Annotated in this window: 16 protein-coding genes; 14 read left to right on the plus strand and 2 right to left on the minus strand. The window is 38.5% G+C overall.

What is annotated here, in order from left to right:
• Nucleotides 1-197 precede the first annotated feature (197 nt).
• From LUA91_RS01665 to LUA91_RS01710, 10 genes are all read left to right on the plus strand, one after another.
• Nucleotides 198-938, plus strand: coding sequence for an IclR family transcriptional regulator (locus LUA91_RS01665; protein ID WP_231424210.1), 741 nt, complete (start codon nucleotides 198-200; stop codon nucleotides 936-938).
• 310 nt (nucleotides 939-1,248) lie between these two features.
• Complete coding sequence (locus LUA91_RS01670; RefSeq protein WP_231424211.1) at nucleotides 1,249-4,356, plus strand: TonB-dependent receptor; 3,108 nt, start codon at nucleotides 1,249-1,251, stop codon at nucleotides 4,354-4,356.
• 21 nt (nucleotides 4,357-4,377) lie between these two features.
• Nucleotides 4,378-6,183, plus strand: coding sequence for a RagB/SusD family nutrient uptake outer membrane protein (locus LUA91_RS01675; protein ID WP_231424212.1), 1,806 nt, complete (start codon nucleotides 4,378-4,380; stop codon nucleotides 6,181-6,183).
• Nucleotides 6,184-6,209: 26 nt separating this feature from the next.
• Complete coding sequence (locus tag LUA91_RS01680) at nucleotides 6,210-7,106, plus strand: DUF5017 domain-containing protein (RefSeq protein WP_255717738.1); 897 nt, start codon at nucleotides 6,210-6,212, stop codon at nucleotides 7,104-7,106.
• Nucleotides 7,107-7,115: 9 nt separating this feature from the next.
• Nucleotides 7,116-8,198 (plus strand): glycoside hydrolase family 105 protein, encoded by a 1,083-nt coding sequence (locus LUA91_RS01685; protein WP_231424214.1) that lies wholly within the window; start codon nucleotides 7,116-7,118, stop codon nucleotides 8,196-8,198.
• Nucleotides 8,198-10,207, plus strand: a complete 2,010-nt coding sequence (locus LUA91_RS01690; protein ID WP_231424215.1) for a polysaccharide lyase family 8 super-sandwich domain-containing protein — start codon at nucleotides 8,198-8,200, stop codon at nucleotides 10,205-10,207. The genes LUA91_RS01685 and LUA91_RS01690 overlap by 1 nt, the downstream gene beginning before the upstream one ends.
• Nucleotides 10,204-11,133 carry an alpha/beta hydrolase gene (locus tag LUA91_RS01695; protein ID WP_231424216.1) on the plus strand — a complete coding sequence of 310 codons (930 nt, stop codon included), beginning with the start codon at nucleotides 10,204-10,206 and terminating at the stop codon, nucleotides 11,131-11,133. The genes LUA91_RS01690 and LUA91_RS01695 overlap by 4 nt, the downstream gene beginning before the upstream one ends.
• A gap of 26 nt (nucleotides 11,134-11,159) precedes the next feature.
• Nucleotides 11,160-11,798: a ChbG/HpnK family deacetylase gene (locus LUA91_RS01700; protein WP_231424217.1), complete on the plus strand. Its 639-nt coding sequence runs from the start codon at nucleotides 11,160-11,162 to the stop codon at nucleotides 11,796-11,798.
• 8 nt (nucleotides 11,799-11,806) lie between these two features.
• The gene (locus LUA91_RS01705; protein WP_231424218.1) at nucleotides 11,807-13,081 is read left to right on the plus strand and encodes a right-handed parallel beta-helix repeat-containing protein; all 1,275 of its coding nucleotides are present in this window, start codon (nucleotides 11,807-11,809) and stop codon (nucleotides 13,079-13,081) included.
• 7 nt (nucleotides 13,082-13,088) lie between these two features.
• On the plus strand, nucleotides 13,089-15,473 hold the full coding sequence (locus tag LUA91_RS01710) for an alpha-L-rhamnosidase C-terminal domain-containing protein (protein ID WP_231424219.1): 2,385 nt from the start codon (nucleotides 13,089-13,091) through the stop codon (nucleotides 15,471-15,473).
• Between the two features lie 137 nt (nucleotides 15,474-15,610).
• On the opposite strand, the gene LUA91_RS01715 is transcribed toward LUA91_RS01710, so the two are convergent.
• The gene (locus LUA91_RS01715; RefSeq protein WP_231424220.1) at nucleotides 15,611-15,874 is read right to left on the minus strand and encodes a hypothetical protein; all 264 of its coding nucleotides are present in this window, start codon (nucleotides 15,872-15,874) and stop codon (nucleotides 15,611-15,613) included.
• A 456-nt stretch (nucleotides 15,875-16,330) separates the two neighbouring features.
• Between LUA91_RS01715 and LUA91_RS01720 the strand changes: the two genes are divergently transcribed.
• Entirely contained in the window at nucleotides 16,331-17,437 is a 1,107-nt protein-coding gene (locus tag LUA91_RS01720; protein ID WP_231424221.1) for a two-component regulator propeller domain-containing protein, read from the plus strand.
• Between the two features lie 90 nt (nucleotides 17,438-17,527).
• Here LUA91_RS01720 and LUA91_RS01725 read toward each other — a convergent pair whose 3' ends face one another.
• The gene (locus tag LUA91_RS01725; RefSeq protein WP_231424222.1) at nucleotides 17,528-18,403 is read right to left on the minus strand and encodes a LysR family transcriptional regulator; all 876 of its coding nucleotides are present in this window, start codon (nucleotides 18,401-18,403) and stop codon (nucleotides 17,528-17,530) included.
• A gap of 80 nt (nucleotides 18,404-18,483) precedes the next feature.
• On the opposite strand from LUA91_RS01725, the gene LUA91_RS01730 reads away from it, so the two are divergent.
• From LUA91_RS01730 to LUA91_RS01740, 3 genes are all read left to right on the plus strand, one after another.
• A complete protein-coding gene (locus tag LUA91_RS01730) occupies nucleotides 18,484-19,452 on the plus strand; it encodes an alpha/beta fold hydrolase (protein WP_231424223.1) in 969 nt (322 codons plus the stop codon).
• 134 nt (nucleotides 19,453-19,586) lie between these two features.
• Nucleotides 19,587-20,000 carry a nuclear transport factor 2 family protein gene (locus LUA91_RS01735; RefSeq protein ID WP_231424224.1) on the plus strand — a complete coding sequence of 138 codons (414 nt, stop codon included), beginning with the start codon at nucleotides 19,587-19,589 and terminating at the stop codon, nucleotides 19,998-20,000.
• A 162-nt stretch (nucleotides 20,001-20,162) separates the two neighbouring features.
• A complete protein-coding gene (locus LUA91_RS01740; RefSeq protein WP_231424225.1) occupies nucleotides 20,163-20,663 on the plus strand; it encodes a hypothetical protein in 501 nt (166 codons plus the stop codon).
• Nucleotides 20,664-20,678 lie beyond the last annotated feature (15 nt).

Below are 20,678 nucleotides of genomic sequence, written 5' to 3' on the forward strand. Positions count from 1 at the left end.
GGATTCTCTGATTGTCGATTTTTTTTTTACAGCTGCTTTCCAAGCCTTGTTTTTACTTTTTTTTGCGGCCTTTTTCACTATATGCTTTGGCTATAACTCCTTAACTTTTTATTTTATTGCAGAATGATAAATCTTTATTATAAAAAAAGATTTTATAATGTAAACTCAATATATTTGATTCGGATTTTAAAGACATCATGATACAAGTAATTAATAGAGCCTTTGACATATTGGAATTTATTGCCCGTGAACCGGATAAACCAAAGGTTCTCGGTGAAATAGCACAAGCACTGGATCTTAATGCTGGTACTTGCTCCAACATCATCAAAACGATGATGAACAGAAAGTATATTGAGAAGGCTGAATTTAAAAAAGGATATATTTTAGGTTCTGCTGCCTATAATTTAACGGGTAATGAAGGCTATCGAAAGGAGCTGATTGATATTTCCAGACCCGATATGGAACTCCTCACCTCAGAATTAAACGAGAATTCAGAATTATCAGTATTACAGCAAGATTTGCGGATGGTTTTATTAAGGGTAAAAAGCGATCATGATGTACAAGCCCGTACGGCTTCAGAAAAACGTGCTTATGATACAGCAGCAGGAAGAATCATGCTTGCTTATCTAAGTGATTCAGATTTGGAAGCTTTTGTTCAAAAGTATGGACTACCAGAAACTGGGGAATGGCCAGAGATAAAATCCCTCGCATCTTTTTTTGTTGAAATCTCAAAGATTAGAACGGCTGGATATTCGATTCAAATTAGTATAAACCAAATTGTCGGTTTGGCTGTACCACTATTTAAAGATGAAAAAATCATAGCCTGCTTAGGGATGTACATGCCAAACTATAGATATGATGCGCTTGGACATGACCGGATTTTGCAGTCGATCATCAAAAGTGGCAAAGCGATTAATGAAAAACTAAATACCATTTAATAAAATTCTGATCTGCGCTACCCATCCATCGTGATGGGTTTTTTTTTGTCAATTAGATTTCACTTGAATTTGCAAATAAAAAATAAAAAGTTTGGATTTGTAAATATAATCTCTAAATTTATGTTATAATATAAAATGAAATTTTATATTATAAAATTATAACCAATATAAATCTTTATTATTGCCAGGATTCTTCCCATATTTTGATGTAACTCCTATCATTAATATTGATAACACCCTGCTAAAAAAGAGGTGTTAAATGCATATAACCAAATTATAATTCGATATCTATATGAGAAAACTTCTATTGATGTTAATAGTATCCTTTCTGTTCGCTCAAGTTGCCGATGCGCAGACGAGGCAACTGAAGGGGAAAATAACGGATGAGAAAACTGGGGAATCGCTGCCCGGTGTAAATGTGAGAGCTGGTGACAATATCCGGACGGTCAGTGATCAAAATGGCAACTATCTTTTGGTGGTTCCTGCATCAAATAGCACTTTGGCTATTTCTTATGTAGGTTATATACCACAAACGATTCAAATTGGAACGAGAACTGAGATTAACGTTCGCCTGGTTTCCTTGTCCCAAGGGTTGGAAGATGTGGTTGTGGTCGGATACGGGGTGGTCAAAAAACAAGACCTAACCGGATCGGTGGCTCAGGTGAATATTACGGATATGCAAAAAGCACCTGTTAAATCATTCGATGATGCACTTGCTGGCCGGGTGGCAGGTGTGGAAGTCTCTTCTAATGAAGGACAGCCGGGTATATCCAATAATATTGTGATTAGGGGAAACAACTCCGTTACGCAGGATAATACACCTTTGTATGTTATTGATGGATTTCCGATTGATAATCCCAATAATAATGTGATCAATCCTGAGGAAATTGAAACCATTACGGTATTGAAAGATGCTTCATCTACTGCTATCTACGGATCAAGAGGTGCTAATGGCGTAATTGTAATTACCACAAAAAGAGGTGCTATCGGTGAGCCCGTGGTAAAATACAACGGATATGTGGCTGTCCAAAGGGTTTCCGAAAGGGAGACAATGATGGGACCTTACGAATTTGTTCGCTTACAAAACGACCTTGACCCAATTACTACAGCTGCGGTTTATTTCAACAATGGCAGAAATCTGGAATCCTACCGCAACGTTGAGGGTATTGATTTTCAAAATGAGCTTTATAGGGATGCATTGATGCACAGCAATAATCTTTCAATCAGCGGTGGAACAGCTAAGACGCGATACAGTGTATCCGCTTCGGCACTTGGACAGGGTGGGGTAATTATAAATTCCGGCTTTTCCCGTTATCAAGGCAGAGTAACTTTGGATCAGGAACTAAATTCCAAGGTTAAAATTGGAATCAATGCCAATTACAGCAGTATCAATATAACCGGTACCACACCATCATCTGCTACCTCACAGATTAATGCTAGTACCAATCTAATGTACAGTGTTTGGGGATACAGACCAGTCAGTGGAAGCAATGCCGATCTTTTAAATGAACTGTTCGATCCGGAGATCGATGAAACTGTAAACTATCGTTTCAATCCAATATCATCGGTAAATAACGAATATCGTAAAAATGTGAACAACAGCATTATTGCCAATGCCTACGTTGATTACGCGATTACATCTAAGTTGAAATTGAGGGTGACCGGGGGTTTGAACAACAACCAGAACAGAAGCGAAAGCTTCAATAATACCCTTACCCGTTCGGGAAGTCCCTTTGGCCCCTTAGGTGCATCGGGCGTAAATGGTGGAATTGCTTATCGGCAGGTGAATAACTGGGTAAATGAAAATACGTTGACCTATAATAATAACTTCAATAAAAACCATAGTTTAAATGTGCTTTTGGGTGCAACCTTACAGGGTATAAATGCAACGGGTTATGGCTATACCGCTGTTGCAGTGCCAAATGAAAGTTTAGGAATCAACGGATTGGATGAGGGAACGCCTAGGACAATTACTTCAACCGCTACTGGTTCAACATTGGCTTCGGGCCTGGCCCGGGTAAACTACAATTACAAATCAAGGTACCTGTTCACCGCTACAGTTAGGGCAGATGGGTCGTCAAAATTCAGGGATGACAATAAATGGAGTGTATTTACTTCGGGTGCATTTGCCTGGAGGATGAGCGATGAACCATTTATGAAAAATATTAAATTTATTAACGATGCAAAATTAAGAATCAGTTATGGTGAAACAGGTAACAATAGGATAGGTGATTTTTCTACTTACTCAACCTTTATCATAGAGCCAATGGCAGCATATGCATTTAACAACAGCATCGTAAAAGGAATTATCCCAATGGCCATTGGCAACCCGGGTTTAAAGTGGGAAACTACCGCTACTACAAATATTGGTTACGATCTATCCCTATTTAAGGATAGGATTCAGTTTACTTTTGATGCCTATCGGAAAACAACTTTTGATCTGTTGTTAAATGCAAGTTTACCAACCACAACAGGTTACGCAAATGCTTTTAAAAATATTGGCAAAGTGCGGAACCAGGGTTTAGAGTTTACATTGAACACCGTAAACATTAAAACAAAGGATTTTACCTGGTCATCAAATTTTAACATCAGTTTTAATGATAATAAGTTGCTTGGATTGGCAGATAACCAGGAATCTTTACAAACGCCAATAGTCTGGGAACGGAGATATACGGGGGTTCCACTTTATGTGGCCAAGTTGAACAATCCCATTGCCGCTATGTACGGATTTGTATTTGATGGGATTTACCAGTTCAGTGATTTTGACCAGTTGCCGGACGGTAGGTATTCATTAAGAGCAGATGTAGTCAACAATGGAAGCGCCCGGACGGCAGTTCAACCTGGAGATATAAAATACAAGGACCTGAACGGTGATGGTGTGGTTAATACACTGGATCAAACTCAGATTGGTAGGGCTTATCCCATTCATGTGGGCGGTTTTTCAAATAACTTTAACTATAAAAATTTCGATTTGAATGTGTTTTTGCAGTGGTCTTATGGTAATGATATTGTTAACGCAAACAGATTAGTTTTTGAAGGGAATGCCACTGGGGCAGTTGGGCTTAATCAATATGCAAGCTACGCCGACCGTTGGACACCAAACAATCCAAGCAACACACTCAATCGAGTGGGCGGACAAGGGCCTGCTTATTATTCATCAAGAGTGATTGAAGATGGTTCTTACTTAAGATTAAAAACGGTATCACTCGGATACAGTTTAGGATCAGCTGTGTTGAAGAATATTAAAGTTAAATCATTAAGGGCCTATTTATCGGCACAGAACATTTTCACCATCACGGGCTACAGCGGTCCTGATCCAGAGGTGTCGGTTAAAAACTCAACGCTTACACCTGGCTTTGATTATTCCGCGTATCCTAGGGCTAGAACACTAACTTTTGGTATCAATGCAACTTTTTAGTTTAAATATAAAGTCAGAAAGATGAAAACAAAATTATCACTGCTTTTACTTGTATTCGTTTTCAGTATAAGTTCTTGCAAAAAATATTTAGAGGTGCTTCCCAAGGATTTTGTATCTCCTGAAAATTACTTCAACAACGAAACAGAACTCAACACCGCATTAGTTGGGGTTTATGATATTATGGGCAGTGCAGCCTTGTATGGTGAGATTTTATGGTCACAATTTGAAGTGGCGACCGATGAGAGTTTCTACAGACAATCGACCACAACCTTAGGTGTACAGGTTTACAACTACGATTCCAACAATAGCTCGGTTGCAGGAATCTGGAAAGCACTTTATGCCGGTATTGAACGGGCAAATATCCTATTGGCAAATATAGATAAACCATCAATGCCAGAAGCGAACAGAAGTGTAGTAAGAGGGGAAGCACTTTTCTTAAGGGCATATTATTATTATCTGCTGACTTCCAACTTTGGCGATGTGCCTCTGATCTTGGAACCCACAAAATCTGTTAATAATCCTGAGATAGCACGTACACCTCTCAAAGACGTTTATGCCCAAATACTATCTGATATGACAACCGCTGAAGGACTGGTAAAACCGATCACAGCCTATAATTTTGCTGGTAGAGTTAGCAAAAGTGCTGTTCAGGGCATACTTGCCCGGGTTTGTTTAAAAATGGCAGGAAACCCGTTGAATGATAAAACCAAATATGCCGATGCCGCAAAATGGGCTAAAATGGTAATCAACTCGGGACTTCATAGCTTAAATCCTTCATATGAGCAAATCTTCATTAATCACATGCAAGATAAGTACGATATAAAGGAGGGCATCTGGGAAGTAGAATTTACAGGTAACTTATTACAATCTGGTGTAAATGAAACTGGCAGATTGGGTGTTTTGGGCGGATTAGCCGGAACGAATGATGAAATTGGAAACAGTTATGGTCAATGGAACGGAACCCGTGTACTGTTCGATATTTATAAACCACAAGATTTACGTCGCGATTGGAATATTGGATCGTACTATTACAGTGGAGCTACTAAAACCAAAGTTTTTCAAACGGTTGCAGAAGCAAAAAGCGTTGGAAAATGGCGTAGAGAATATGAGTTATTGACACCGAAAAACAGAAATTACAATGGTGCCAATTTCCCTTTGTTGCGTTATTCTGACGTGTTGCTGATGTATGCGGAGGCACAGAATGAGATTTCAGGACCCAATGCAGAGAGTATAAATTACGTGAATTTGGTGAGGCAACGTGGTGCTGGGAAAGTTTTAAATGGTACCAATGTCTTTACTGTAAACGTAATCAACGGTGGTTCAGGTTACACTACAGTTCCAAACGTTACGATTAATGGCGGCGGTTTTACCACTCAGGCAACAGCTACTGCAATCATAGCTAATGGAAGGGTAAGCGCCATAACCGTTGTTACACCCGGAGCCTTTTACACTTCAGTGCCAACCGTCACCATATCAGGTACTACCGGTGCCGGAGCGACCGCAACTGTAAACTTATCAACTGCTACGGATGCGGATTTAATCCCTGCTGAAACAGCAAATCAAACGGCATTCAGGTCGACTATTATTGATGAAAGATCGCGTGAGCTGTGCTATGAAGGCCTTCGCCGGGGCGACTTGATCAGATGGGGCATATTCGTAGAACGTATGAAAAATTCTGCATCAGTTGCTACATTGAGATATATTGCAGCCTTTAAATATGCTTCTCGTCCTGGTGACAACATATCTGAAAAGCACAATCTTTTGCCAATTCCATTGTCAGAAATTTCATTAAACAGATTGCTAACCCAAAACCCGGGTTGGTTATAAACAAAGCATAACTTTAAATAAAGAAAATGAAACATAGAATTTATATTGTTCTTATCGCACTGATTGCCCTCGCCGGCTGTAAAAAGTTATCGGTTGATGCGCCTGAATTTGATGTGTCTGTAGACAAAACGACCTACAAAGTCGGTGAAGAAGTGAACTTTAGATTTTCAGGAAACCCTGATCTAATTTCTGTATATAGAGGCATTGCTGGAGAAAATTACGATTTTAGAAACAGAATCACTGCCGAAGGATTGCCTCAACTGAATTTTACTACGCTTGTACAAAACACAGGGGAAACGAACACCCTTAGATTAATGGCGTCCACAAATTTTACAGGTAAATATGATGTCGCGGGAATTGCAGCTGCATCTTGGACGGATATTACCTCGAGAGCCACCTTATCTATAGGAACGGATAACACGGCCTCCGGAACGATTGATCTTTCTGATTTCAAGGCAGCAGGTAAACCACTGTATCTTGCGTTTAAATATCAGGGATATTTTCACCCTACACTTAAACAACCATCCTGGTTCTTACGTACTTTTAATGTCAACAATGTTTTGCCGGAGGGAAGAACGTCTGTTATCTCAGCTATTGGCCAGGTAGGATGGGTTGGTGTGGACGTTAAGAATCCAACAGTAATATGGGGTGTACCCACCACCGGGCAGGCTACCATTAATGGCACTGGAACAGATGCAGTAAATGAAGACAATGAAGATTGGATAATCAGCAGGCCTTTTAATTTATCCGCTGTTTCCACGGATACGGGTCTAGGTTTGAAAACAGCGACCACCTATTTAGCCAATTATACATACGTTTACACTTTTCCCGGCACTTATACCGTTACCTTTATTGCAACAAATGCAAGTCGGGATGAGAATAGCCAAGTCATTAAACAGGTTAAGTTGACCGTTGAACCCTAATTAAGAAACATGTTAAAAAAAATCAGTATCCTAACATTATTGATTGCAATATCGTTAATTTCAGCTTGTGCTGTACAGAAACGGAATATCAGTATTCCAAGCCCGAAATCGATCAAAACTGCCATGCAGAAAGTTTTCAATTGGCAGGTTGAAAATCCCGTAGTAGGCAATGCAAAGAATCACGACGATTGGGCAAGAGGTGTGTTTTACGCCGGAATTATCCGTGCATACGAAACCACAAAAGATAAAAAATATCTCGACGAAGCTGTTCGCTGGTCTGAAAGTTTGAATTATAAGTTAGCAGAACGGTATCGCCATGCCGATGATCATACCCGTGGGCAAACCTACCTGGGAATTTATGCCGTCACTAAAGATTCTAAGGCGATTGCGGATACCAAAAGTGTTTATGATTCTTTGGTCAATAACCCAAGGCCAGGTAGAGAAGAATGGTGGTGGTGCGATGCCCTTTTTATGTCGCCTCCTGTATTGGTACGGTTGGCCGAAGCCACTGGCAACCAAAAATATAATATATTTATGAGCAAAATGTGGTGGGATACCACTGACTTCCTATTTGATAAGGATGAAAATCTGTTCTACAGGGATAAAAGCTTTTTTCAGCGCCGATCACCTAATGGAAAAAAAATATTCTGGTCTAGAGGCAATGGATGGGTATTGGGGGGATTGGTTCAGGTATTGGAGCGTTTACCAAAAGTAGACCCCAATTATAAAAGATTCGAGGATTTGTATTTGAAGATAGTAGAAAAAATAGCGACGCTTCAACAGGAAGATGGACTTTGGCGACCAAACCTGGCAGATCCGGCCGAATACACCAATAAAGAAACCAGCGGTTCTGCATTTTACGTTTTTGCCCTCGCCTGGGGAATTAACCATGGGTATTTGAGTAAAGGCAAATACTTGCCGATTGTTTTAAAGGGATGGAGGGGATTGAACGATCAGGTAACAGCTGAGGGAAAACTTACCTGGGTACAGAAAATTGGATCAAAACCCGAAGCAGTAAAGAGTGATGATAACCAGGAATATGGTTCCGGAGCATTTCTGATGGCGGGTAGCGAGCTCTTGAAACTTAAGTAATGAATAAATTAAAACTTGGTTGGTTTTTGGTAGTAATGACTTTGGGTTTTCAAATGGCTCAAAGTCAGCTGCCTTATTATCAGGTAATCAATAGATACAAAACTTTTCTAATTGATTTAGATACAACTTCTACTCAAAACGTTAAAAACTGGTTAGCCACTTTAGATCAAAGCAGAAAATGGCCGGATGTGGATTACGCAGATCAAAATTCTTCCTCATGGAAAACAACCGAACATCTCGATCGGATTATAAAAATATCCATAGCCTATCAAAAAATAGGAAATGTCTATTATCAAAATGATTCAGCAAAAAGGGTCATTTCCAAGGCACTGGATCATTGGTTGACTAAAGTTTATAGAAATTCAAACTGGTGGTATAACGAGATTGGTGTACCGCAGTTTTGGAGGGATATTATCACATTGGATGGGGAATTTCTGAAAGCCCGCCAGCGTAGCCAAGCATTGAATATTTTAGGGCAATTTAGGATCAGGCCCAATTTTACCGGTGCCAATTTAACGTGGAGCGCTGATCTTTGCCTGCATTACGGTTTATTTACCCAGAATGACTCCCTGGTAAGCCAGGCCAGCAAACTGCTGGCAAAGGAAATTAAGGTCGGCAATGGAGAGGGCATAATGCTCGATTACAGTTATCACCAACATGGTAACAGGTTGCAGACCCATCATTATGGTGCTGCTTTTATAAAAGAAAACATCAGGCTGGCCTATGAACTTGATGGAACTCCCTGGGCATTCCCAGTTGAAAAAATAGTCGTTCTGAAGGATTTTTTATTAGAAGGGTGGCAATGGATGGAACGTGGCATTTTTCTTACTCCAGGCAGTATTGATAGGGCAGTAAGCCGTAAAGGTTTTTTAAAGCAGGATATTTCCAGGTTGATCCCTTATTTATCTCAACTTGATAAGGAATACAGAAGCCTGGATTTGGATGCAATGCTTCAATTCCAAAAAGGCGGTAAGCAAAATTTAAAAGGCTTTAAATATTTTCCTTTTTCAGATTTTGCCGCCTATCAGCAATCCGGTTTTAGTTTTTTCTTAAAAACCATATCCACTAAAACGGAAGTATCCGAACGAATCAACGGAGAAAACCAAAAGGGTACTTTCCTGAATTCAGGGAATACCTATTTTATTAAAAATGGAAAGGAATATACTGATCTGATGCCGTTCTGGGACTGGAATAAATTACCGGGTGTAACAAATTTTGAATCGGCTACAAGCATTTCCCGATCAGATTTTGCCGGAGGAGTGCAGGCCAATGGCAGTGGCGTTGTGGTGATGGATGTTGAAACTTTAGGAGCAGATTCGAAGCTTTCTGCAAGCAAATTTTGGTCAGTGCATAAGGGCAGGGTGTTCTGTCTAATTGCAGACATCACATTGAAAGGTTTGCCGCATAGCATTTTCACCACGTTAGAGCAAAGCCGAATACAGCCACCATTGTTTTTAAATGCGGTTAACAACATCCCTTCAACTAATATAGTAAGGACACCGGTAAAGTGGATACATCACCATGGTCTAACTTACATTCCATTAACTCAAGGGTTAATGGATCTGAGCATTGGGGGGGTAAAGGGAAGTTGGTCAGACCTATCGAAATCAGGATCAAAAGATGTAAGAGAAGAAAAGGTTTTTAAAGTAGTGCTCCATCATCAGAACAATACATCTGCAGCCTATTTGGTTGATGGTGCAACGCAGCCTGATCGGGTTCAGGAAGAAATTGACCGGCCTGATTGGCAGATTTTAAAGAATACCAAAATTTGTCAGGCCATTAGTTTTAATGATGGGGTCATAATGGCATCATTCCATCAAAATGGAAATTTGAAATTCGCAAAAAGTATGATAGAAGTTGACAGAGCCTGTCTGGTTTTAATTGACTCAGATAAAATATATATCAGTGATCCGTTAAAAACTGGTGGAAAACTTGAAATCCAGATCAATGGAAAAAAACTGACGCTTGATCTTCCTGCTGATGGCACAACTATAAATCAGAATTTATGAAAAAAAGATTTGCAATAGTTTTCTTGTTATGTATCGTAACCGTATTTATGGGCTCGGCTCAAGAAATTATTCCACTATATAACGGTATAATCCCCGGTTCAAAAACAGATGGAAAATATGTAGAGAGGCAACACATCGGTGAAGATGGAAAACGTTACATTTCTTTGGTTAGCCAACCAAGCTTAACTGTTTTTGTGCCCAAAAAAGGAACCGCGAATGGTGCAGCAGTAATCATTCTACCAGGCGGCGGGTATCAGGTATTGGCTGTTGAACATGAAGGAGAAGAGTTAGCCAAAAGGTTCAATGAATTTGGCATTACCGCTTTCGTATTAAAATATCGCTTACCAAATGATGCCATCATGACCGATAAAAGTATGGGTCCTCTGCAGGATGCGCAACAGGCAATGATTTTGATAAGAGGGCAGGCTGCTATGTGGAAATTGGATGAGAACAGGATAGGGGTGGTAGGCGCATCTGCCGGAGGACATTTAGCGGCAACCCTGGGCACTCATTTTGATCAATCATATGTACCCAACCCATTAAAGGTAAATATAAGGCCTGACTTCCTGGTGCTGCTTTATCCAAGGATTTCATTTGAAGTTGGTGTAGAGTCAAGTTCTGCCAAAAACCTTTTAGGAACAGAATTCAAGGCTGATAAAATGGCTTTTTTCTCTGTGGATAAACAGGTAAATGCCAATACACCTAAAACCTTTCTGCTCCATGCTTCTGATGATCCTGTAGTAAAGGTTGAGCATAGCATTTTATTTTATAAGGCTTTGATCGATAAAAATGTTCCCGTAGAAATGCACCTCTATCAGGGAGGTGGTCATGGCTTTGGCTTGAATAACAAAACAAATAAAGACGATTGGTTTCTAAGGCTAATTGGCTGGTTGCACCAAAATCAAATCATTTCAAAGAAAAATTAATCTAATAAAAATCCACTTACCGATACATGGGCAACATTATTCTCACTTCAGACGATTTTGGGTTAAGCAAAATATACAATAGAGAAATATTACTGGCGCTACAGTCTGATCTGCTAACATCGGTATCCATTATGGTTAATGGCCAACTGTCACGTCAACAGAAACAGGTACTTTCGTTAAAGCTACTTGCTAAGGAAAAAAATATCAGTCTAGGACTGCATCTGGAAATTGAGAGCAATGAAATAGATATTAAGCAATTGTGCCTCAATCAGTGGCATGAATTTGTAAATATCCTTGGGCTTGAACCAGATTATATTGATATTCATAAAGATCATTTATTTAGAAATCATTATGATGATATAGCTGAATTTTGTGTAGAAAAGCATGTGGCATTTAGAAAATATAAAGAAACAACGATTCAGCTGAAAGCACCAGATGACATGTTCATCGCCTCTTCTGAGAGTTTGAATAATATTGAGGAACGGTTAAATGTGATCAAATCGGACGAGACGCTCGAAATGGTATTCCATCTTGGTATGTATGATGAAGATGTGGTTTCATCACTGAATAAAGAACGGGCAGAAGACCGTAAGAAATTGGAATGGGCACATCAGGTAATCAATAAACTGGGCCTCAAAATAATGAGTTACAATGAATTGAAATAAAAGTGTTTATGAAAAAAATTATCTGGTTGTGTGTTGGTTTTTTCTTTCTAAATCCATGTTTTGCCACGAAACGTTATTGCAACCCATTGAATGGAAAAATGAGTAATAAGGGTACCCTTGATTCCCCATGGAGCAGTTTGGATTCTGTATTTCTTACCAGCAGAAAATTAATGCCGGGAGATAGCATCGTTTTGATGTCTGGCAATCATGGTAACCCGGTCGTTTCAGGAAACCTAAACGGTGATCAACCGATTACTATCCTGCCCGGAAAAGGGCAGTTTCCCAGAGTGAATAGTTTGCAGGTGGCTAATGGGAGATATTGGAAAATCTTGGGCTTAAAAGTTTGTCCTGATGAAACTGGCTGGTTTGAAAGACGGGATTTTGTTATTATTAAAGCTAATTCCAGTTTTATTTTGATCGAAAATTTTGTTATCAGCTCAACAGATAGCTGTGTAAATAACTGGTCTGAGGCAAAAATACTTGCAAGGGCAGGTTTGGGAATTAGGGTGGAAGGTTCAGATTGTTCGCTTATAAATAATAACCTTAAGCAGGTGAGTTTTGGTATTGTAGTTGCAAAAACGGCTACAAGGACTAAAGTAATTGGAAACAACATTTACGGATTTCTTCATGACGGAATACGGGGCTTATCTGATGATTCAGTATTTGAGTTTAACCTGGTTGCAGGTTCTTATGGAATTGATGACAATCATGACGATGGCTTTCAAAGCTGGAGCAGCGATGAACAGGGAAAAGTTGGAATGGGAAAAGTATCAAATGTGATTTTAAGAAATAATGTTTTTATCAGTCAGCTTGATCCAGAGCAACCCTTTCCCCAGAAATTAGGTATGCAGGGCATTGGTTGCTTTGATGGTTTTTTCGAGAACTGGGTTATTGAAAACAATGTTGTTTTAACCAATATGTGGCATGGCATCTCGTTTTATGGCGCCAGGAATGTTAAAATAATTAACAACACCGTGGCCAGTAATCCCTATGCCAGTAAACCGTTTACCCCATGGATCGGGATCTATAACCATAAAAAATTGGGTGCAGGTGTTGGAAATATAGTTAATGAAAATTTTACAACAGGTATAAGTGAACTGAATGGTGTAATTTCAGAGTCAGGCAATATTAAAGCATCTGTGCATAGCTTAAATGAATATTTTGAAAACTGGAAATCATTTAAGCTCAGAATAACATCAAATGTAGAAAAGCGCAATAAAGTTGGTGCTGATATTAGGAAATTGCCTAAAATTAATTTGCAATTATACCAGTGTAATAAATAATAGTGATATGGCGTCATTCAAAAAACTAACTGTTGTACTTTCCTTTATTTGTTTTGGCATTCTGGGCAAAGCACAAGATGTACCGGTTAATCCTGAATTATTAACAAAGCCATGGGCGGCTTTTTGGATCACTTGCCCAAATGTATCGCAAAGAGATTATGGTATTTACCATTTTCGAAAGGATTTTATTTTGAGTAAACCTGCCAAAAAATTTATTGTTCATCTTTCTGCTGATAACAGATATCGCTTGTTCGTAAATGGAAAGGATATTTGTAATGGTCCAGCAAGGGGTGATCTGTACAACTGGTATTTTGAGAGTATTGACATTGCACCCTATTTAAAATCTGGTAAAAACGTAATTGCGGCCCAGGTCTGGAACATGGGTACCCTGGCACCAGTGGCTCAAATCTCCAATCAAACTGCGTTTGTATTACAAGGGGATACTGAGAGAGAATCCGTCGTTAACACCAATTCAACCTGGAAAGTAACGGAAAATAAGGCCTATCAGCCCTGTTCTATTGATAACGGCGTACGATTAAAAACATATATGGTGATCGGTCCTGGTGATGATGTATCAGCAATCCGTTATCCTTGGGGATGGGAAAAGCCTGAGTATAATACAACCAAATGGTTAACACCGCAACAGATTGCAAGTCCTGTTACAATCGGTCATGGAACCGATAATCAATGGACACTGGCGCCGAGAAACATTCCGCTAATTACCGAAAAAATGCAACGAATGGGAAAGATCGCCAGGGTTTCGGGAATAAAAACAGCAGGTAATTTTTTAAATGGGACAACGAGTTTAACGATTCCGCCGAATAGCAATGTTAGTATTTTGGTCGATCAGAATTTTAATACTGTTGCCTACCCTGAATTGATTTTAAGCCGGGGTAAAGGTGCATCAGTTAAGCTTACCTACGCAGAGGCACTTTTTAAAAATGGCATTAAGGGCAATCGAAACGATATTGCTGATAAGGAAATTTTAGGGAATTTCGACATCTTCCATCCAGATGGAGCGGATAAAAGACTATTCAGGCCGTTGTGGCTTCGAACCTATCGCTTTATTCAGCTTGATATTGTTACCAAGGCACAGCCACTGATAATCGATGACTTTTATGGTATGCAGAGCGGTTACCCCTTTAAAGCTATGGCAAGTTTTACCAGTAATGATCAATCACTTCAGGATATATGGAAGGTCGGGTGGCGAACCGCTGAATTATGCGCCGGAGAAACCTATTATGATTGTCCGTATTACGAGCAGTTACAATATGAGGGTGATACCCGCATTCAGGCGCTAATATCATTATATGTTACAGGTGATGACCGGCTGATGCGCAAGGCATTGTTGGATTTTTATCATTCGAGAATTCCAGAAGGATTGACGCAGGGGAGGTATCCAAGCAATAGGCTGCAGGTAATACCGCCGTTTTCGCTCTATTGGGTATCAATGGTTCATGATTATTGGCTGCACCGAAGTGATGAAGCATTTTTAAAACAGTTTCTGTTGCCTATTGAAGAGGTATTAAAATGGTATGAAAATAACATTGATCAGCAGAAGCAAATGCTTGGACCCATGAAGTGGTGGAATTTTACCGATTGGAATACCGCATTTGACTTTGGGGTTCCCGATGGTGCTAATGATGGAAATTCTTCTATTATTACCTTTCAATATGCTTATACCTTGCGACAGGCATCAAAGGTATTTAAGTATTACGGAAAAGATGAGCAGGCCAAACACTATCTTGAACTTGCAGACCGTTTATGCGCTGCTTCATTCAGGTTATGTTATGATGCAAAAAAAGGAGTGGTTGCCAATACGCCATTAAAAAATAACTTCAGTCAGCATGCCAGTATTATGGCTGTACTATCTGGCGCAGTTCCCAAATCGGGAGAAAAGGTTTTATTAAAACAGGTTTTAACCGATACAACATTAAGCCAGTCTACTTTTTATTATAGGTTTTACCTAAATCAGGCCTTGAAAAAAGCCGGAATGGCTGATCTATATTATAGTCAGTTGAAACCATGGAGAGAGATGTTGCGAAATGGCCTAACTACATTTGCGGAAAATCCAGATCCAACCCGCTCAGATTGCCACGCCTGGAGCGCAAGTCCCAATTATGATTTTCTGGCAACCATCTGTGGCATCGTGCCTGATGATGCTGGTTTTAGAAAAGTACTGATCCAACCAGCGCTCGGTGAGCTCAACGAAGTCACCGGTCAAATGCCTCATCCTTCTGGAATGATTGAGGTTTCATTTAAAAAAAATAAGGATGGAATAGAAGGTACAGTTAGCCTACCTATCAATATTTATGGAAGATTGATTTGGAAGGATAAGGAAATCAAATTAAAGCCAGGGTTGCAGCAGATAAAATTAGGCGATCATATGTAATCTATTGCTCGATTGCATAGGTTATTAAAATTTAATTTTCATAGTTCTCATGACGATATCCATTATAAATATCTCTCTCAAAAACTTAAGTTGGATTTCATTAACCTATGAACCTAACAAAATGTCACTAGCCACTTTTATTTCTTGTTGTCCTCCAGTTTATTAAAGGTCTTGTAAAATTCTCCTTTTATCCATTGGTTGCGCCGAATGTCAATCATATCTGCAGCGAAAAGGTAATCGCCATTTTGAGTATTCAAAATAACTATACCATTAGGCCGAATTTCTGTTTGAAATTTTCCATTATCTGATTCCTGTTGGGATTTGCTACCAATTAGAAAAAAGGCACAACCCGCTGTGGCAAGTCCAATCACTAAGGACTTTGGGTCTAAAATAAGTTTCATAATTTTTTTATAATGTGTGTGTATCCGAATATAAGCATTTAGATAACGTAATAACCTTTAACATTACAGGTCATACTTCTTTTAAATGAATTGTTACCCAACCGATTTCCTTAAGCTCTTTGTGTTTATATCATTATATTTTAATTTTTCCTGGGTTTCTGTTTTTGAGCCTATACATTTGAAAAATATTGCATACCCTTGTTTTGTGAGACAGGCTGTAAACATCGAATGCTTTGCTCAGTTAAAATGCACCGTGTTCGGTAGTTGGAACGCTACGATGAATTATTTATTTAATTCATTGTAAATCGTTTGAAGTAAATGTAGAATAACTTTTCCCCGTTAATTTGAATGAATATTTGTAGACTTGAGTTAATATAAGAATCAATTTTTTGGAAGACATAAGTAATAGCTAAAACGAATTAACAATTTATACATTGTATTAAAAAAGCTTGAAGAATGAAAACAGATTCATATAACCGGAATAAGTTTATCTTTTATTTTTCCCTCTTAGTTTTAACATTATCCTTTAATAATCAAAGTCAATCAAATCAGAGAAGGGATTTTTTTAACAAGAAAAATAACCCAAAATTTCTTACAGAAACAGACGCTGGAAGGTTAAACTACAAAACCGGAGTTCGTTCAATTTTAGAAGACAGTAAGGGGAATATATGGTTTGGTAGTTACGGTGAAGGAGTTTGCTTGCTCCAAAATGGGAAATTCCATTATTTCACTATAGAAAATGGTTTAAGTGACAATCAGGTTAGGAATATTTATGAAGATAAAAATGGCCTAATTTGGTTTGAATGTGGTAGAGGATTGAGTACTTATAATGGTGAAAATATAACCGTTTATAAAGAACGGAATTACGGTACAAAGAATATTCAAGAACGAATTGAAAGCAGCCTTTGGTTTAAAGGAGACCAAACTGAGGGTTACAGCCGACTTGAAAAGTATCCTGGAGTATATCAATATGATGGACAAAAGCTTAATTACCACTTATTTCCTGTTACAACCACACCTTCAGATGGTTTTAAATATTACATTTCAACATCCTTTGTCGAGGGTAAAGATGGAATTGTTTGGTTGGGAACTTACGGAGCTGTATTGGGATATAAGGGCTCAGATTTTAAGCTAATGGACAATAAATATTTTGGTCTGAACTCAAAAACCAGCCCTTTACATGTCAGAAGCATATTTCAAGACAAAAAAGGAAATCTTTGGATAGGTAATAATGGTATAGGCGTTTTGAAGTATGATGGAAAAAAGATCGTAAATTTTACCGAACAACAGAAACTAAAAAAGGAACATACGAAAGGTAATTCTCTTGAAAAGGTTTTTTCGATTTGTGAAGACTCTTTAGGAAACATCTGGTTTGGTACTGTAGGGTCCGGTGTATGGAAATATGATGGTCATTCTATGAAAAATTTCACAAAAGAGAATGGACTTGAAAGTAATCACATATGGACCATTTATACAAGCGGGCTTGGAGAGTTATGGTTTGGAGGCGCAAATCCAAGTGGTGTGTATAAATTCAATGGTCATTCTTTTGAAAGAAAATATTAAAAACATACGAAGGCAGGTACTTCTAAATCTTTCAATACCCAATATGGAATAGATGACCAAATCCGGAAGATTTTATTTTCCCTTTTTAGATCAATCTGATTTTGCATGAAGATCACACACACTCAAAAAAGCATTCAGTGCAGGAGAAATGGGTATATCCTTTCTATATGCCAAGATGGTAGTCATTATGCTTAGCTCTTTGGGAAGAGTAAATGTTCTTATATTTCGGCTACTGTAGAATGTAGAAATAATTTCCTTTGGCAAAAAACTGAATCCAATACCGGATTCGATAAAATTAATTACACCCTCAATCGAATTCATTTCCGTTTTATGATATCTTGAAATACCCTTGCTTACAAGCCAGGAATCCAACCTCGACCTGAACACACAACCCTGATCAAAAACAATGGCTTTCAAGGGGATCTGTTTCAATAAATCTTGCAAGGATTTGCAGGTGAATGGAACAACAGCAATGATTTCTTCAGTTTTGATTTTAAATTGCTCAAGTTGTGGAAGATCAAGAGGGGCGGGGATAAAAGCTGCATCAAGTCTGTAGTTCAAGACTTCGTTTAAAAGGTTCTCCTTGGTGTCTGATTTGAAATCCATATGTACATGAGGAAATCGGTTTGCAAGTGAGTTAACCAGTTCGGGGCCCTTTAAAGCTATCATAGTTTCAAGGGCACCGATTTTAATCTGTCCCTTAACTACATCATCTTTACCGATAGACTGTTTTGCTTCCTCAATTAAGTGATTTAGTTTTTTACTATAAAGCATCAGCGTCTCACCCGCCTGTGTCAGCTCTACTTTTCTGGATGAACGTGAAAAAAGAGCAGCATCAAATTCTTCCTCCAGACTTTTGATACGGGCTGTCACATTAGATTGCACAGTATACATAGCTTCTGCGGCCTTAGTGAAACTTCCGTAATTGGCAACAGCCTCAAAAATTTTTAAATCGTTCAAATTCATCAATCATTATTTATGATTTACAAAATCAGTTTAAATCGTTTTTAAAGAACAAATGTATGGCTTAGTTTTGTCAAAAAAAAATGAAAAGTATTAAAATCCTGGCCGCTATGGTGGTCTTAATGTTAACTAATTCAATGATGGCAAAATCACAATCAACACCAAAAACTGAAACCACAGAATCCTCTCCAGTTACCCACAACCGTAAAATAGAAGTTCTTGGTCAAAATATTTTCTACCGCGAAGCAGGGCTCAAAGATTCTCCAGCTATTTTGCTTTTGCATGGATATCCCACCTCTTCCCATATGTTCAGGAATCTAATTCCAATGTTAAGCGCTAAATATCATGTCATTGCACCCGATCTTCCCGGTTTTGGATACAGCGATGCCCCAGATAGGAATAAGTTTGAATACACTTTTGATAATATGGGAAAAGTCATGCAGGGGTTTATCGATGCTTTAGGCTTAAAGCGTTTTGCAATCTATGTGTTCGATTATGGTGCGCCAACGGGCTACAGGTTGGCCTTGGCTAATCCGGAAAAAATAACCGGAATCATTTCCCAAAATGGAAACGCTTATCTGGAAGGACTTAGCTCAGGATGGAACCCTATTAAAAAATATTGGGAACATGATACCAAAGAAAACAGGGATGCTCTAAGATCAACTTTTGTAAGCTTTGAAGGAACAAAATTCCAATACTACGAGGGTGTAGCCGACCCTACACTTATTGCTCCTGAATCGTATACCTTGGACCAGTTTTTCCTCGATCGTCCAGGTTCAAAGGAAAACCAACTGGATCTGTTAAGAGATTACCAATCAAATGTAGCCCTGTATCCAAAATTTCAGGAGTACTTTAGAACTTTTAAACCAAAATTTTTAGCAGTTTGGGGCAGTAAAGATCCATTCTTCTTACCTGCAGGTGCAGAAGCATATAAAAAAGATATTCCGGAAGCCACCATAAAGTTTTACGAAACCGGTCACTTTGCTTTGGAAACTCACTCAACCGAGATTGGTAGGGAAATTTTGATTTTTTTGAATACCCTACCAGAATAAAAATTTGATAAGGACAAGTATTGCCGTCATCGCCACATACTGGTTTATGGCGGTATGATTGACTATAAATAACTCGCTTATATCAAATTTACAGTATTGCAGATAACACATTTAGACAGACTAGATTAAAAGAAATGGAACAGAAATATCCGCTACCACCATTCACATTTGAAACGGCAAATGAAAAAATCCAAATGGCTGAAAACGCCTGGAACAGTAAGGATCCAGAGAAAGTCTCCGAGGCTTATACAATTGACAGTGAGTGGAGAAATAGAGATATTTTTTTAAATGGTAGAACAGCTATTGTGGAATTTTTAACCAACAAATGGAAGAATGAACTAAATTATAAATTGAAAAAGCAATACTGGGCGCATCATGAAAACAGGATTGCTGTTCGCTTTGAGTATGAGTATCAGACCAATGAAGGACATTGGGTGAGGGCATATGGTAATGAAAATTGGGAATTTAATGAGTACGGTTTGATGAGCAAACGATTTGCAAGTATAAATGATGTCAATATACGAGAAGAAGATCGTAAACTTTTATAATAAAATTTAAATCGTGAACGAATTTGTAAGTGGAGATGAGTAGACATCTCCACTTTATTTTAGAAATTGATCATTGTAGATATTGCAAGCATGATTAACTATATTTAGATCTTGGTTGTAATGATTAAATATTTGACAACCCAATCTTTAAATATTTAAGTTATGAAATTTGGTCAGTTTTTTTTGGGTGTATTATCTGGTGGAATATTGGTTTTTTTTATGTTGAAATACAGTACAAATGCTAAGAAATCTCCGGTCACAATACGCGAAAGTTCAGCGGACACCCTTTCAGCTCAAGCAAAGTGGAAGTGGCCAGATAGCTTGGATGCCATGGTAGCAGCGCCAAAAAATCATAGGCTGGTTTATGAAGATAGCAATGTTCGTGTTTTGATGGTAGCACTTGATAGCAAGAAATCTGAACCAATCCATACGCATAAATGGAACAGTATAATGTGGATTGCTAAACCTATTGTTCCTTGCCAGATAAACAATTATAAAAAGGTTAATGGAAAGCTAGTTAAAACAGATAGTGTAATAATTAAGGAAATGCCAATAAATTTAGGTCAATTAATCGGCCCGGAAGCCCCAACTTCGATTACCAATCAAAGTCACTCGAATGGTGAAGCTTACCGAATTGAATTTAAAAAGGAATTTAAAAACTAATGTCTTCTACATTTT

Source organism: Pedobacter sp. Leaf250 (assembly GCF_920984735.1).
Classification (GTDB): Bacteria; Bacteroidota; Bacteroidia; order Sphingobacteriales; family Sphingobacteriaceae; genus Pedobacter.